Here is a 14,244-nt window from a genome sequence, read left to right on the forward strand (position 1 = left end):
GCTGATCACCGCGCGGTTGCAGTGCGGTTGAAAGAGGCCCGACAGGCGCTGGCGGTGAGGCCGGTCCGCCGGGCGGGGCCGAACGCGGTCCCGCCCGGCCCCGGCGTCAGCTCCCGTCGCGCAGCCCCTTGGGCGCACGGTCCCGGTAGACGAGGGAGTCGAACGTCACCGCGCAGCCGTCCGCCTCGGGGCACTGGGCCAGGAAGCCGATCCGGGCGCCGGTCTCCGCCGGTCCGTCGCCGAGTGCGAAGACCCGTACGAAGGTCCAGCGTTCACCGTCGGCCGACGCGTGGAACGCGAAGGCCTTCCCGGTCCGGCTGATCCGGAGCCAGACGCTGTCGCCCTCCACCACCGAGGAGTTGACGTCGTCGGAGTGCCCCCTGGTGACGACCGAGCAGATGGTGGGGGTGTCCGGGGAGAGTTCGAAGCAGAGCTTGGCCCACTCCCGTTTGCCGGTCTCCAGGTACAGCGCGCCGGCGTCCCCCGCGCCGGCGAAGCCGACCGCCACCCTGGCGATCAGCTGGAAGTCGCCGGGCGGTGGCGTGCCGACCAGCCTGGGCGCGTCCGACGCCGGGTCGAGCGAGTCGCCCGCCGGGGGCACGAACAGGTCCTCGCGCGCTCCGGCGCGCACCGAGAGCGCCCCCTCCGCGTACGACCAGGGGGTCTGCGGGCCCTCCGGGAACAGCGGGAAGGGCAGCTCGGGCAGCCGGGTCACTCGGGCAGCCCGTTGATGCGGCGGGGCAGGCCCAGCGGGTTGGCCTCGCGCAGTTCGGGCGGGAGCAGCGCGTCGGGCGTGCTCTGGTACGCGACCGGGCGCAGCCAGCGCTCGATGGCGGTGCCGCCGACCGAGGTGGAGGTGGAGGTGGTGGCCGGGTAGGGGCCACCGTGGTGCTGGGCGGGGGCGACCGCGACCCCGGTGGGCCAGCCGTTGACCAGGACCCGCCCGGCGAGCGGGGTGAGCTCGTCGAGCAGGGCGGCGGCGGTGCCCTCGCCCGCGGCCTCGGCGGCGGAGACCTGGAGGGTCGCCGTCAGATTGCCCGGCAGCCGGGAGAGCACCGCGGTGATCTCGTCGGTGGATCCGTAGCGTGCGACGACCGTGACCGGTCCGAAGCACTCCTCCAGGAGCAGATCGTGCTCGCCGTCCGCCGCGAGCAGCGCGGCGGGCAGTGTCAGGAAGCCCGCGCTGACGGTGTGCTCGCCGCCCGCCCCGGGCGTGACCGGGGCGTCGACCCCGGTCAGGGCGGCCCGTTCGCGTACGCCCGTCAGGAAGCTGTCGCGCATCCGGTGGTCGAGGAGGACACCGGCCTCGCTGTCGCTGACCGCGGCGGTCAGGGCCTTGACCAGGGCGTCGCCGCCGGGCCCGGTGGGCGCGAGCACGAAGCCGGGCTTCACACAGAACTGGCCGGTGCCGAGTGTGACGGAGCCCGCGAGCCCTGCCCCGATCTCCTCGGCGCGCTCGGCGGCCGCGGCCTCCGTCACCACGACCGGGTTGAGCGAGCCCAGCTCGCCGTGGAAGGGGATCGGGACCGGCCTGGCGGCAGCCGCGTCGAAGAGGGCGCGGCCGCCACGCAGCGAGCCGGTGAAACCGGCGGCGGAGACCAGCGGGTGCTTGACGAGCGCCACTCCGGCGTCGAAGCCGTGCACCACGGAGACCACCGCGGGGTCGAGACCGACCTGCTCGGCGGCCCGGTGCAGCACGGAGGCGCACAGTTCGGACGTCGCGGGGTGGTCGGGGTGCGCCTTGACCACGACCGGGCAGCCGGCCGCCAGTGCGCTCGCGGTGTCGCCGCCCGGTACCGAGAAGGCCAGCGGGAAGTTGCTCGCCGCGTACACCGCGACGACGCCCAGCGGCAGCTTGTACCGGCGCAGGTCGGGCCGGGGCGGGGTCGCGGCGGCGTCCGGGTGGTCGATGCGGATGTCGAGGAACGAACCCTCGTCGATCACGTCGGCGAAGGCCCGGAACTGCGCGGTCGTGCGGGCCAGTTCACCGGTGAGCCGGCCGGGACCGAGCGCGGTCTCGGCGTCGGCGGCCTCGATGACATGGGGCCCGGCCTCGTCGAGCAGGTCGGCGGCGGTGCGCAGCAGGGCCGCCCGTATCCTGCGGTCGGCGAGCGACGCACACACGGCGTGGGCGGCGCGGACCACTTGGTCCACCTCGGCCGTCGTGGCCTCCAGCGCGACCTGCTCGCGCTGCTTCCCGGTTCGGGGGTCGACACTCCAGACTGGTGTTGCTGCCACCGCGAACGTCCTTCCAGATCCACTGCCGCAAACCACTGCCGCACAACGAGTTGTTCGGTAAAGTTGTTCGGTATTCTGAACACTGTTCCTGATGATGAATTTCTCCTGGAACTCTAATAACGCGCGTTCAGCATTGACAAGAGGGGCAGGGTCGAATGTCGACTGCCGAGGCAGCAGGTGGGGCGCAGGTCAAGTCCGCGGTGCGGACGGTCGAGTTGCTGGAGTACTTCGCCGGGCGCCCCGGTATGCACTCGCTCGCGGCCGTGCAGGAGGCGGTCGGCTACCCCAAGTCCAGTCTCTACATGCTGCTGCGCACACTGGTGGAGCTGGGCTGGGTGGAGACCGACGCGACCGGCACCCGGTACGGCATCGGCGTACGCGCCCTGCTCGTCGGTACGTCGTACATCGACGGCGACGAGGTGGTCGCGGCGGCCCGGACCACCCTGGACCGGCTCTCCGACGACACGACGGAGACCATCCACCTCGCCCGCCTCGACGGAACCAACGTGGTCTATCTGGCCACCCGGCAGTCGCAGCACTACCTGCGCCCCTTCACCCGGGTCGGCCGCAGGCTGCCCGCGCACTCGACCTCACTGGGCAAGGCGCTGCTCGCCACCCACAGTGACGAGCAGGTCCGCAAGATGCTGCCGGAGACCATGCCGCAGCTGACCGAGCACACCATCACCGACCGCGAGAAGCTCATCGAGGAGCTGCACCTCGTCCGCGAGCAGGGGTACGCCGTGGACCGCGAGGAGAACACGCTGGGGCTGCGCTGCTTCGGCGTGGCGATCCCGTACCGGACCCCGGCCCGCGACGCGATCAGCTGCTCGGTACCGGTGGCCAGGCTCACCCCGGCCCACGAGCAGATGGTCAAGGACGCGCTCTTCGACGCCCGCGACCGGCTGACCCTCGCCACCCGGCGGCTCTGAGCCACGACGGCCGGAAGTACGGCAGCCCGGCAACCCGGCGGCCCGGCGGCCCGGCAGATGAGAGATCGCTGAGAAATCCGCCGGAAAGGAACGGTTCCGCCCGCCCCACTCGTCCTCACACGGGATGAACAAGACAATCAGGCGCGCCTCGGTCTTCTGCCTGCTGCTGGTCCTCGCTCTGCTCGTGCGGGCGACCTGGGTGCAGACGTACGAGAGCAAGGCCCTCGCAGACAACAAGAACAACCGGCGGACCGCCATCGCGCAGTACGCGAAGCCGCTGGGCGACATCATCGTGGGAGGGAGGTCGGTCACCGGGTCGAAGCGGACGGACGGCGGCGACCTCGCCTACAAGCGGACATACGCCGACGGAGACCTGTACTCGGCCGTGACCGGGTACAGCTCGCAGGCGTACGGGTCGACGCAGCTCGAAGGGATCTACAGCGACGTCCTCGACGGGACGGACAGCCGGCTGAAGAACCCGATCGACGCGCTCACCGGCAAGCAGACCGCCCCCGGTGACGTCCTGACGACCATCGACCCCTCCGTGCAGAAGGCGGGGTACGAAGCGCTCGGCAGCAAGAAGGGCGCCGCCGTCGCCATCGATCCGAAGACCGGCCAGATCCTGGGGATGGTGTCCACGCCGTCCTACGACCCGTCGAAGATCAGCGGTACGACGGACGGCGACGCCTGGAAGCAGCTGACCACCGACAAGAACCAGCCGATGCTCAACCGGGCGCTGCGCCAGCCGCTGCCCCCGGGGTCGACCTTCAAGCTGGTGGTCGCGTCGGCCGCGCTGGAGGACGGGCTCTTCTCGTCGATCGACGAGAAGACCGACAGCCCCGACCCTTACCGGCTCCCGGGCACGACCACGGACCTCACGAACGAGAGCGCATCGGACCCCTGCAAGAACGCGACGCTCCGCACCGCCCTCGAATACTCCTGCAACACCGTCTTCGCCAAGGTGGCCGACGACCTGGGCCAGGACAAGGTGAAGGCGATGGCGGAGAAGTTCGGCTTCAACGACTCCAAGCAGGACGTGCCGGTGCGCGCCTGGCCGAGCAACTACCCCTCGCACATGGACAAGGCACAGACGGCGCTGAGCGGCATCGGCCAGTTCGATGTGACGGCCACCCCGCTCCAGATGGCGATGGTGACGTCCGCCCTGGCGAACGACGGGGTGATGGCCGACCCCCACATGGTCTCCAAGGTGACGGACGGCGACGGCAACACCCTCCAGTCCTACGGGAAGGACCAGGGCAAGCGGATCGTCTCGTCGTCCACGGCGGCCCAGCTCCAGAGTGCGATGCAGACGGTCGTCGAGCAGGGCACGGGTTCGAGCGCGAAGGTCCCCGGCGCCGTGGTGGGCGGCAAGACCGGCACGGCCCAGCACGGTGTGAACAACGACAAGGCGCCGTACGCCTGGTTCACGTCGTACGCGAAGGACAAGTCGACCGGTAAGGAGGTGGCTGTCGCGGTGCTCGTCGAGGACTCGGACGCGGCCCGTGCGGAGGTGAGCGGCAACGGCCTGGCGGGGCCTGTCGCCCAGAAGATGATGGCGGCGGCGCTGAAGTAGCCGGCCGGTGACAGCCGATCGGTGGTCCCGATCGGAGATCCCGTTCGGTCATCCAGTCCGGTCATCCAGTCCGGTCGTCCAGTCCGGTGATCCTTTACGTTGATCCATTACGGCCCCCGGCAGGCGCGCCGGGCCGTAGGGTGCCGCCATGGTCATACGACTGCCCCGTTCCCCGTCCGGCTGGACCATGGCCGTCTTCGGCGTGCTCGCCGCCGTCCTGGGAGCCGTGGGTCTGATCTCCCCCGACGCGCTGCTGAAGACCATGGGCTTCGCCGCCCCCGCCGCCGGCCGCCCGGCGTCCGACTACACCCGGACCTTCATCACGGCCTCCTCGATGGCCGCGGTGAACATGGGCGTGTACTACGTACTGGCTGCCGCCGCCGACTGGAAGGGCTTCTTCCGCTGGACAGTGCCGTTCCGGCTGCTGACCTTCGCGGTCTTCACCACGGCCGTCGTGTCCGGCCGCGCGCCCTCCGGGTTCCTGGGTGTGGGGCTGTGGGAGGGAACCGGCGCGGTCGTGACGGGCGTGGCGCTGCGGTACGAGACGGTCAGGGCGCGGCGCGCGGCTCCAGCCCCAACGACCTGACGAGCTGACGCCCTGACGGCGCAGGCGAGTCCGTTCCCCGTCGCCGGAGGAGCGGGCACGGAGCGGCCCCTCCCCCGGCGGCTGTCAGCGCGGGACCGGTCCGGTCACGGCAGGAAGTACATCGGGTTCGGGATCTTGTACGTCTTGTCGGCGTAACCGCCGCTGAGGTCGGAGTACTGGTCCCCGAAGTTGGCGACGATGTCGTAACCGAGCGACTCGATGTGCTTCCTCGTCCCGGCCTTGAACTGGACCGTGGTGCAGGTCCACTTCGGCGTACCGCAGCTCAGATAGGGCGGGGCCGCGTTCGGGTCCTTGAGGTAGAAGTGGGACCTGTCCACGGGCACCTGGTATCCGGCCCGGGTCAGGTTGGTGGCCGAAGCGGTGCGCTGCGTCTCGTCACGTCCGGTCAGGAAGAAGACCGTAACGCCCTTCTTCGCGGCGTAGTTGACGACGTCGGACATCCCGAAGACCGCGATCGACCGCGCGCTCTGGACGTAGTCGTTGAAGGCGGTTGCGTTGTAGGCGAAGCCGTTCTTCTTCTCGTAGTCGTAGGTGAGCAGCGTCGTGTCGTCCACGTCCAGCACGATGGCGGGCTTGCGGCCGTGGCCGGTGCGGTGGGCGGCCCCGGCGATCTGCCGCTTCGCCCGCGCCTCGATGCCTTCGACCTGCTTGGCGTAGTTGCTCTTCGGCGAGGCCTGGTAGGCGCCCGAGGCGTCCGCCGTACCGCCGTAGTAGGCGTTGATGCTGTCTTCGACCTTGGTGACGTTGGGGATCTCCCGGTCCGTCCGCGGTACTGAATTGTCGGCGGTGGCGACGCCGATGCCGTAGAGGGCGCTGCCGGCCGCGGCGAGGGCGACCGTACACGCGGAGATCCTGGCGAGTCTGGAGGGCATACGCGTCTGCTCCGGTTCTGTTGGTGAACTGCAGGTCACTGGATGTCTACGCGCATCACATGGACTGCACAAGGCACTTTGCGGATCTGTTGCGGAGAAACCCGGTTGCGGCCCGTGGGGCCCCGTTGTTGAGTGACCGGATGGATCTCGAAGCGGTACGGGCGGAGTTCGACCTTCGGATGCGGCGGGACGCTCCCCCGGACGGCCCCGGCAGCGTGGTCGAACGTGTCGGCGACGTCGTGCGGCAGACCGGTCCGGACGCCGACAGCTGGAACGGTGTCGTCTGGTCCGGGCTCGACTCGGCCACCGCCGATGCGGCGATCGCCGGGGAGGTCCGGCATTTCACCGCGCTGAACCGCGAGTTCGAGTGGAAGCTGTACGCCCACGACCGCCCGGCCGACCTGGCGGACCGGCTCGTGGCGGCCGGGTTCACACCCGAGCCGCCGGAGACCCTGATGGTCGCCGAGGTCCGGTCGCTGCCGACCGAGGTGCGGCTGCCCGCAGGGGTGGAGCTGCGTCCCGTGACCGATGCGGCCGGGGTGGCTCTCATGACACGCGCGCACGAGGCGGCGTTCGGCGAGGACGGTTCACGGATCCACCAGCAGGTGCTGAACCGGCTGACCGATGACCCGGATTCGCTGGCCGCGGTGGTGGCGATGGCCGGTGACGAACCGGTCTGCGCGGCGCGGATGGAGTTCTGTCCGGGCACCGGCTTCGCCAGTCTCTGGGGCGGCGGCACGGCCCCGGCCTGGCGTGGTCGCGGCATCTACCGCGCCCTGGTCGCCCACCGCGCGGGAATCGCCGCCGCACGCGGCGTCCGCCTCCTCCAGGTCGACGCGTCCGACGACAGCCGCCCGATCCTCCAGCGGCTGGGCTTCGCCGCGCTCACCACCACGACCCCCCATGTGTACGGGGTGCGCGGCTAGTTCGTCGGGAGTGCGCTGTTCCGGCGGCCGTGCGTCCGTCAGCCGTGCTCCGCGTGCCGGGCCGCGTCCCGGCCTGGCGGGGCGCCGAACGCCTTGCGGTACTCGCGGCTGAACTGGGACGGGCTCCCGTAGCCCACCCGGTGGCCGATGTCCGCGACGTCCACCGGTCCTGTCAGGAGCAGGGCGCGCGCCTCCCGCAGCCGGATCTGCTTCTGGAACTGGATCGGGGTCATCGAGGTCGCGGAGCGGAAGTGCCGGTGGAAGGCCGACGGACTCATACCGGCCAGGTCGGCGAGGTCCGCGATGCGCAGCGGTTCGTCGTAGTGCCGGCGGATCCAGCGGATCGTGCGGGAGATGTGCGCGATGCTGCTGTTGGCGAGGCCGATCTGGCGGACCAGCGCGCCCTGGTCACCGGTGATGAGACGCCACAGGATCTCCCGTTCGATGCCGGGTGCGAGCACCCGGAGGTCGTCCGGGCGACACAGCAGGCGCAGCAGCCGGACGACCGGATCGAGCAGTTCGGGCGTCGCGTCGCTGACCGCGAGGCCCGTGAAGGCGGGCGGTTTCGTGGTGTTGCCGGTCTCCAGGAGCAGCGGTGCGATCGCCGCCGGGTCCAGCGTCATGCTGAAGACGACGAAGGGTTCGTCCTCATCGGCTTCGAGCGCCTGACCGGTCACCGGCAGGTCGACCGACACGACGAGGTACTGCCCCGCCCGGTAGTCGTGGGGCACGCCGTTCAGGATCGTGCGCTTGACGCCCTGGCCGACGACCGCGAGCGACGGTTCCGCCATCGCGCTCACCGGGAGGGTGGGACGGTACGCGCAGGTGATGGCCACGCCGTCCAGGATCTCCGTCTTCAGCTGCGGGCCGCGGCCTGCGTGGCGCACGATCAGCGTCCGTAGCTCACCGAGAAGTTCCGCGGTCCGCGCCGCGGATCCGGGTGGTGCTGCCGCATCCGGTGCCGGCGCGTCCGGTGCTGCCCCCTCTGGTACTGGCGCGACTGTCATGGCGGGATTAGAGCAATGTCGGCAGGATCGTGCAAGCGGGCGGCAGGATTCGTCTACCGGACGGGCGGGGGCGGCGTGTTGGCTGGTGGGGAATCTGCAAGCGAAGCGCCGGAGGCATGACGTAATGAAGCGCAGGACCCTCGGGTCGACCGGAATATCCGTCAGCGAGATCGCGCTCGGCGCGATGATGTTCGGGAGTCTGGGCAACGCGGACCACGGGGACGCGATCCGTATCATCCACAGCGCGCTCGACGCCGGGATCAATGTCATCGACACGGCCGACGTCTACTCCAGGGGCGAGTCCGAGGAGATCGTCGGCAAGGCCGTCAAGGGCCGCAGGGACGGCCTGGTCATCGCGACGAAGTTCGGACGGCCGATGGGCGACGACCCGAACCAGCGGGGCGGCTCACGGCGGTGGATCGTACGCGCGGTCGAGGACAGCCTCCGCCGGCTCGGCACCGACTACATCGACCTCTACCAGATCCACCGGCCCGACCACCGGACCGAGACCGGCGAGACGCTCGCCGCGCTGTCCGACCTCGTACAGGCAGGCAAGATCAGGGCGTTCGGATCGTCCATGTTCCCTGCGGAGATGATGGTCGAGGCGCAGTGGACGGCGGAGCGGCGCGGATCCCACCGGTTCCTGACCGAGCAGCCCATGTACTCCATCTTCACCCGCAGGCCGGAGGCCGCCGTGCTCCCGACCGCGCTCCGCCACGGACTGGGTGTGCTGACCTTCAGTCCGCTGAACAGCGGCTGGCTCTCCGGGCGGGCGGACCTCCCGGCCACCCACCGGGCCAGGCTGATGTCGTCCGTCTTCCCGTCGCACTACGACACGTCCACTCCGGCCGGTGCGCTGAAGGCCGCGGCGCTCGCCCGGCTCACGGTGCTCGCGGAGGAGGCGGGGATGACGCTGCCGCAGCTCGCGATCGCCTTCGTACGCGCGCATCCGGCGGTCTCCACGGTCCTGATCGGTCCCCGTACACAGGAACAGCTGGACGGGCTTCTCCATGGTGCCGGGACCGGGCTGCCTCACACCGGGCTGTCTCACACACGGCTGCCCCGTACCGAACTGTCGGACATCGAGCTGTCGGACGAGATCCTCGACCGGATCGACGAGATCGTCCCGCCGGGAACCGACCTCGACCCGGCGGACAACTACGCGGCCGCACCGCCCGCGATCGAGGACGCGAGGCTGCGCCGCCGCCGGTAGGGGCGGAGGCGCTGCCTGCTCAGTTCAGTGGGCGAAGCCCCAGTCGAGCATCTTGGTGGCGTCGCCGAAGCGGGAGGCGTCGTCCTTGTCCTTGAGGATCGCGCCGACCAGGGTGCGGTTGTCCCGCTTGGCGGCGAAGACGAAGCAGTAGCCGTCCTCGGGGCCACTTCCGGTCTTGACGCCCAGGGCACCGTCGTACGTGCCCAGCAGCTCGTTGGTGGTGTTCCAGGTGTAGTACCGGGTGTGGCCGTTGGCCGCCGGGGCCTCGGTCTTGAACTGCTTTTCCTTCACGATGTCGGCGAACACCGGCTGCAGCATCGCGCGCTGGCCGAGCTTGGCCAGATCGCGGGCGGTGCTGTGGTTGTTGCCGTGCGAGACGCCGTCGAAGGTGTCGAAATGTGTGCCGGTGAGGCCGAGTTGCTGCGCCTCGGCGTTCATCTGGCTCACGAAGTCCGCGATCCGGGCATCCTGGGTGGCCCCGGAGCCGAGGTTGTCGGCCAGGGCCATCGCGGCGTCGTCACCGGACGGGAGCAGCATGGCGTGCATCAGCTGCTCGACGGTCAGCGTGTCACCGGTCTGGAGGTCGGCGGTGCTGCCGCCGACCTGCTGGACGTAGTCCCGGTATTCCTGCTTCACCGTGATCTGGTGGTTCAGCCACTCGGGGTGCTTGAGCACCACCAGGGCGGTCATGATCTTGGTGGTGCTGGCCATCGGGACGCTCTCGTCGGCCTTGGCCCCGGCCCACATCTCCCGCTCCTGGCTGCCGTCGCGGGCATCCAGCAGGAAGGCGTGATCGGCGCTGATCTGCGGACCGGCCTGATCCTTCGTGTCCTGGGCGTTCTGAGCGTCGGCGGCCCTGACGGCGTGCTGCGCCGGCTGCGACTGCTGCTGCACGTGCTGGTTCTGGCCGGCCGGGGTGGTGGCCTCGCTGCCCTGCGCGCCGTTGTCGTCGGCGGAGTGCGTGGCACCGGGGGTGGCCGCCTCGGCGAGGCCGCCGGCGGCGAGCGGCAGGGCGGCTCCGACCAGTGCGACCATCGCGATCCGGACTCCGGTGCGGTGGATCCGGTTGGGGCGGGCGTGGGAACCCATGGGCGTCCCTTCTTCCGGCGTGGGGACGCCGGTATGTAGGAAAAACATCAGTGCATATCGAACCTACTTGCGTGATGTCAGCGACTGTCAAGCCGGCTATGTCATAGCCCGGTAACGAGGTTCACCCCTGTGGAGATGTTGCGCAGGTGACTGGTGGGGCCTGTGAGGTTGCTCGCCCGCGGTGCCCGGCCGACCCCTCTGGGCTACCGGGGCCGCCGGTGCCCGCCCGCCCCGCACCGGCCGCCGACCCCCGCCTGTCCAGCCCGTTCTGCCGGCCGGGCGACCGGTGCGCCCGGAGGTCAGGACAGCGCGGTCCGTACGAGCGTGAGATCGGCGTCGGACGCCAGTCCGGCGTGGTACAGCCGCAGTTCGGTCGCTCCGAGCCCGGCGGCGCGGGCCGCGTCCTGCGCCAGGGTGGCCGGGCTGCCGCCCATGCCGGAGACGACGGTGAGGTTGGCCGCGAGCACCGTGCGGTCCGTGCGGTGCACGGCGAAGGGGGCCAGCAGGCTGGGACCGCCGGTGCAGGGCACGACCACCCCGTCGGCGACGCCGAGGATGTGCTCGGGGTCGACGCCCGCGTTCGCCCCGCAGTGGTGGGCGGCCGGGTCGGCGTGCAGCAGCACCTGGAAGCCGGAGGGCGCCGCGGCCCGTACTGCGGCGACGGCCTGCTCCTGGAGCGTCCGGGCGGTCCGGGTGCGCCACTGGAGCACGGCGGCGGCGGTACCGGCCCCGAGCAGCTTCTCGATCGCGGAGCTGCCCGCATCGGAGGATCCGGTGGACCACCCCGGCTCCAGCGCCCGGCGTACGGCCGCGCTCAACTGGTCGGCGTCCAGGCCGAGTCCGCCGTACCCCTCCGCGCAGACCGGGCAGAAGCAGAGCGACATCAGGTACTGGCCCGCGTCGCCGAGCCCCACTCCGGCGATCTTGTCGTGGGCGTGCAGATGGGCGAGGCCGTACCAGCCGAGCGACTCCAGTTCGGTGCCCTGCGCCCCGGGACGCACCGCGGCCTCGGCGGCCAGCTCGGTGAGGTAGGCACGGGTGGCGGGCTGGGCGATACAGGGCGCCCAGGGGTAGCGGTCCCCGTAGGCGTTGACCACCGAAGTGCCGGGGTGCTCGGTGCCCAGGCGGGAGTTGTGCGCCAGGACCACCCAGGTGTGGACTTCCAGGCCGGCGGCGGCCAGCGCTGCCGCGGCCTCTCCGTACGGGTCGGGGGTGGATGCCCAGGACCCTGCCGCGTACGGGCGCAGCTCCCGCCCGGCCCACCGCTCCGGGGACAGCGGGTAGAGGACGGACGCGTGTCCTGCGGTGACGATCCGGTGCCGGGGGTGACGCGGTGTCAGGGCGCGGGTCGAGTGGTAGGCGGAGGCGAGGGTGACCTGCTGGACGCCGAGGTCCGCGATGCGGGCCGGGGCTTGCGGGTCGCCGACGACGTCCCAGGGATAGAGGAAGGCCGAGGTCTTCACGCCCGCTCCCCCGCGCCCGCCGGGACGGCCAGTGCCGCGCGGCCCCGCTCGATGATGGCGGCGAGCTGTGCGATGTGCTCGGGGGTGGGCTCACCGAGCGGCGGGCGGACCTCGCCGACATCCAGCCCGCCGAGCCGTACCCCGGCCTTGATCAGCGACACCGCGTACCCGCGCCGCTGGTTGCGCAGCTCGACGAGCGGCCGGTAGAAGGCGTCGAGCAGCCGGTTCACCGTCGCGTCGTCACCGGAGCGCAGCGCGCGGTAGAAGGCGAGCGCGATGTCCGGGGCGAAGCAGAAGACCGCTGACGAGTAGAGCGTCACGCCGATGGCGCGGTAGGAGAGCGCGGTGAGTTCGGCGGTGGGCAGCCCGTTGAAGTAGAGGAAGTCCCGGCCGGGCAGCTCGGTGCGGACCGCGCTGATGATGCGCTGCATCAGGTCGAGGTCGCCGTGCCCGTCCTTGAGCCCGATGATCCCGTCGACCCGGGCGAGGGCCACGACCGTCTCGGGCGTGAACACCGCGTTGTCGCGCTGGTAGACGATGATGTCGAGCGTGGTGGCCGCCGCGAGCGCCGTGTAGTGGCGGACCAGACCGTCCTGGCCCGCCGTGACGAGGTACGGCGGCATGGCGAGGAGCCCGTCGGCGCCCGCCTCCTGCGCGGTCCTCGCGAACTGGACGGCGAGCGCCGTGCCGTATCCGGCGCCGGCGACGACCGGCACCCGGCCCGCGCTCACCTCGACCGCGGCGGCGACGACCGCGCCGAACTCCTCCGGGCCGAGGGCGTGGAACTCACCCGTGCCGCAGCAGGCGAAGACCGCGGCCGCGCCGGAGTCGATGCCGCTGCGCACATGCGCCCGGAAGGCATCGAGGTCGACGGCGCCGTCCGGCCCGTACGGAGTCACGGGGAAGAACAGCAGACCATCAAGTCGGCCGGCGAGCGGGGCTGAGGACACGGGCGCTCCCTGGGGCATCCAGTCGTGCACAGTTCCGCGTGCACAATTCTGATCAGTGTCTATATTTCTGAACATTGCCACGCTAAGCCAGCAGCGCCGGGGCGGTCAAGACGAGAAACGCCACCACAGAAGCAGAATCCGCACCCCCGCGCGGCACTTGACGGGGCTCCCGGGCCTTCATAGCTTGTCCCTGCACTTGTCCATACATGTGAATGTCATCCACCCATAGACATGCGATGGCTGTGCGACCCATCCGTCGTCGCGGTCGGCCGGTCCATCCCGCCCGCACGGCCGGCCGGTTCCGATTCACCGAGGAGAGACCCGCCCATGCCCGCTCCCCGCACCATCCTGCTCACCGGAGCCGCCGGAGGCCTCGGCACCCTGATGCGGGGCCTGTTGCCCGCGTACGGCTATGAGCTGCGCCTCTTCGATGCCGTACCGGTCGAGGGCGAACCCGCGGCGATCACCGCGGACCTGGCCGACAAGGAGGCGCTGCGCGAGGCGGTGCGGGGAGTCGACGCCGTCATCCATCTCGCCGGTATCTCCCTCGAATCGTCCTTCGACAAGATCCTCCGGGCCAACATCGAGGGCACGTACAACCTCTACGAGGCGGCCCGCGAGGCGGGCACCGGACGGATCGTCTTCGCCTCGTCCAACCACGCGGTGGGCTACACCCCGAGCCCGGGGAGCCGGGTGCCGGCCGCCCCGGGCACGTTGATCCCGGTCGACACCCCGCGCAGGCCGGACACGTACTACGGGCTCTCCAAGTGCTTCGGGGAGGATCTGGCGCAGCTGTACTGGGACAAGTTCGGCCAGGAGACGGTGTCCGTCCGGATCGGCTCCTGCTTCGCCGAGCCGACGTCCGTCCGGATGCTCTCCGTCTGGATGAGCCCGCAGGACGGCGCGCGGCTCTTCCACGCGGCCCTGACCGCCGACGGCGTCGGCCACTCGGTGGTCTACGGCTCTTCGGCCAACACCCGTATCTGGTGGGACCTCTCGTCGGCGCGGGCGCTGGGGTACGAGCCGCAGGACGACTCCGAGCCGTACGCGGCTGAGCTCATCGCCGAACAGGGCGAGCTCGACCCGGCGAACCCGGCCCACTCCCACCTCGGCGGACCGTTCCTCACCGACCCGCCGATCTGGCCGCGCTGACCGGCCCGCGCCGGTCAACCGCACAGCGGACGCCCGTATCCGGGCAGTGAACGGGCCCGTCCGTACGCCGGACGGGCCTTTGTCATGCCCGGACGGGCACGCCACCCCAGGTGGGTGCAGTGCCACCCTTCATAGAAACGGGCAGAAACGGGCGTGATCAGGCCCGTTCCTGCCCTGTTCACACCAGCGGGGCGGCTGTACAAATCTCCACACGGCCGGCGCCCC

13 protein-coding genes are annotated in these 14,244 nt (G+C 70.8%); 6 read left to right on the top strand and 7 right to left on the bottom strand.

Annotation, left to right across the window (positions count from 1 at the left end; all coding sequences use genetic code 11):
* Positions 1–106: 106 nt before the first annotated feature.
* Entirely contained in the window at positions 107–715 is a 609-nt protein-coding gene (locus OHB13_RS07195; protein ID WP_266858231.1) for a DUF1349 domain-containing protein, read from the bottom strand.
* Entirely contained in the window at positions 712–2,238 is a 1,527-nt protein-coding gene (locus tag OHB13_RS07200; protein WP_266858230.1) for an aldehyde dehydrogenase (NADP(+)), read from the bottom strand. The genes OHB13_RS07195 and OHB13_RS07200 overlap by 4 nt, the downstream gene beginning before the upstream one ends.
* A gap of 155 nt (positions 2,239–2,393) precedes the next feature.
* Between OHB13_RS07200 and OHB13_RS07205 the strand changes: the two genes are divergently transcribed.
* The 3 genes from OHB13_RS07205 to OHB13_RS07215 all read left to right on the top strand — a co-directional run bounded on the left by OHB13_RS07205 (position 2,394) and on the right by OHB13_RS07215 (position 5,326).
* Positions 2,394–3,167 carry an IclR family transcriptional regulator gene (locus tag OHB13_RS07205; protein ID WP_266858228.1) on the top strand — a complete coding sequence of 258 codons (774 nt, stop codon included), beginning with the start codon at positions 2,394–2,396 and terminating at the stop codon, positions 3,165–3,167.
* 124 nt (positions 3,168–3,291) lie between these two features.
* Positions 3,292–4,740 (top strand): peptidoglycan D,D-transpeptidase FtsI family protein, encoded by a 1,449-nt coding sequence (locus tag OHB13_RS07210; RefSeq protein WP_266858226.1) that lies wholly within the window; start codon positions 3,292–3,294, stop codon positions 4,738–4,740.
* A gap of 148 nt (positions 4,741–4,888) precedes the next feature.
* On the top strand, positions 4,889–5,326 hold the full coding sequence (locus tag OHB13_RS07215; protein WP_328376354.1) for a hypothetical protein: 438 nt from the start codon (positions 4,889–4,891) through the stop codon (positions 5,324–5,326).
* A gap of 104 nt (positions 5,327–5,430) precedes the next feature.
* On the opposite strand, the gene OHB13_RS07220 is transcribed toward OHB13_RS07215, so the two are convergent.
* Positions 5,431–6,219 carry an HAD family acid phosphatase gene (locus OHB13_RS07220; RefSeq protein WP_328376356.1) on the bottom strand — a complete coding sequence of 263 codons (789 nt, stop codon included), beginning with the start codon at positions 6,217–6,219 and terminating at the stop codon, positions 5,431–5,433.
* 140 nt (positions 6,220–6,359) lie between these two features.
* On the opposite strand from OHB13_RS07220, the gene OHB13_RS07225 reads away from it, so the two are divergent.
* Positions 6,360–7,145: a GNAT family N-acetyltransferase gene (locus tag OHB13_RS07225; protein ID WP_266858222.1), complete on the top strand. Its 786-nt coding sequence runs from the start codon at positions 6,360–6,362 to the stop codon at positions 7,143–7,145.
* Between the two features lie 38 nt (positions 7,146–7,183).
* On the opposite strand, the gene OHB13_RS07230 is transcribed toward OHB13_RS07225, so the two are convergent.
* Positions 7,184–8,032 (bottom strand): AraC family transcriptional regulator, encoded by an 849-nt coding sequence (locus OHB13_RS07230; RefSeq protein ID WP_328376358.1) that lies wholly within the window; start codon positions 8,030–8,032, stop codon positions 7,184–7,186.
* 244 nt (positions 8,033–8,276) lie between these two features.
* Here OHB13_RS07230 and OHB13_RS07235 point away from each other — a divergent pair, with 244 nt between their 5' ends.
* Positions 8,277–9,365 (top strand): aldo/keto reductase, encoded by a 1,089-nt coding sequence (locus OHB13_RS07235; RefSeq protein ID WP_328376360.1) that lies wholly within the window; start codon positions 8,277–8,279, stop codon positions 9,363–9,365.
* Between the two features lie 24 nt (positions 9,366–9,389).
* Here OHB13_RS07235 and OHB13_RS07240 read toward each other — a convergent pair whose 3' ends face one another.
* From OHB13_RS07240 to OHB13_RS07250, 3 genes are all read right to left on the bottom strand, one after another.
* Positions 9,390–10,454, bottom strand: a complete 1,065-nt coding sequence (locus OHB13_RS07240; protein ID WP_328376362.1) for a D-alanyl-D-alanine carboxypeptidase family protein — start codon at positions 10,452–10,454, stop codon at positions 9,390–9,392.
* Positions 10,455–10,753: 299 nt separating this feature from the next.
* Complete coding sequence (locus OHB13_RS07245) at positions 10,754–11,917, bottom strand: hypothetical protein (RefSeq protein WP_328376364.1); 1,164 nt, start codon at positions 11,915–11,917, stop codon at positions 10,754–10,756.
* Positions 11,914–12,867, bottom strand: coding sequence for a 5-dehydro-4-deoxyglucarate dehydratase (locus OHB13_RS07250; protein WP_328376366.1), 954 nt, complete (start codon positions 12,865–12,867; stop codon positions 11,914–11,916). Before OHB13_RS07250 ends, OHB13_RS07245 begins: the two co-directional genes overlap by 4 nt.
* 327 nt (positions 12,868–13,194) lie before the next feature.
* On the opposite strand from OHB13_RS07250, the gene OHB13_RS07255 reads away from it, so the two are divergent.
* A complete protein-coding gene (locus tag OHB13_RS07255; protein ID WP_266858211.1) occupies positions 13,195–14,019 on the top strand; it encodes an NAD-dependent epimerase/dehydratase family protein in 825 nt (274 codons plus the stop codon).
* Positions 14,020–14,244: the final 225 nt, after the last annotated feature.

The organism is Streptomyces sp. NBC_00440, assembly GCF_036014215.1.
In the GTDB taxonomy this organism is placed as follows: domain Bacteria; phylum Actinomycetota; class Actinomycetes; order Streptomycetales; family Streptomycetaceae; genus Streptomyces.

Excerpts from the sequence above, each read along its gene's own strand:
- OHB13_RS07205 (WP_266858228.1), top strand. The coding sequence starts at position 2,394 with ATGTCGACTGCCGAGGCAGCAGGTGGGGCGCAGGTCAAGTCCGCGGTG.
- OHB13_RS07210 (WP_266858226.1), top strand. The coding sequence starts at position 3,292 with ATGAACAAGACAATCAGGCGCGCCTCGGTCTTCTGCCTGCTGCTGGTC.
- OHB13_RS07215 (WP_328376354.1), top strand. The coding sequence starts at position 4,889 with ATGGTCATACGACTGCCCCGTTCCCCGTCCGGCTGGACCATGGCCGTC.
- OHB13_RS07220 (WP_328376356.1), bottom strand. The coding sequence starts at position 6,219 with ATGCCCTCCAGACTCGCCAGGATCTCCGCGTGTACGGTCGCCCTCGCC.
- OHB13_RS07225 (WP_266858222.1), top strand. The coding sequence starts at position 6,360 with ATGGATCTCGAAGCGGTACGGGCGGAGTTCGACCTTCGGATGCGGCGG.
- OHB13_RS07235 (WP_328376360.1), top strand. The coding sequence starts at position 8,277 with ATGAAGCGCAGGACCCTCGGGTCGACCGGAATATCCGTCAGCGAGATC.
- OHB13_RS07240 (WP_328376362.1), bottom strand. The coding sequence starts at position 10,454 with ATGGGTTCCCACGCCCGCCCCAACCGGATCCACCGCACCGGAGTCCGG.
- OHB13_RS07255 (WP_266858211.1), top strand. The coding sequence starts at position 13,195 with ATGCCCGCTCCCCGCACCATCCTGCTCACCGGAGCCGCCGGAGGCCTC.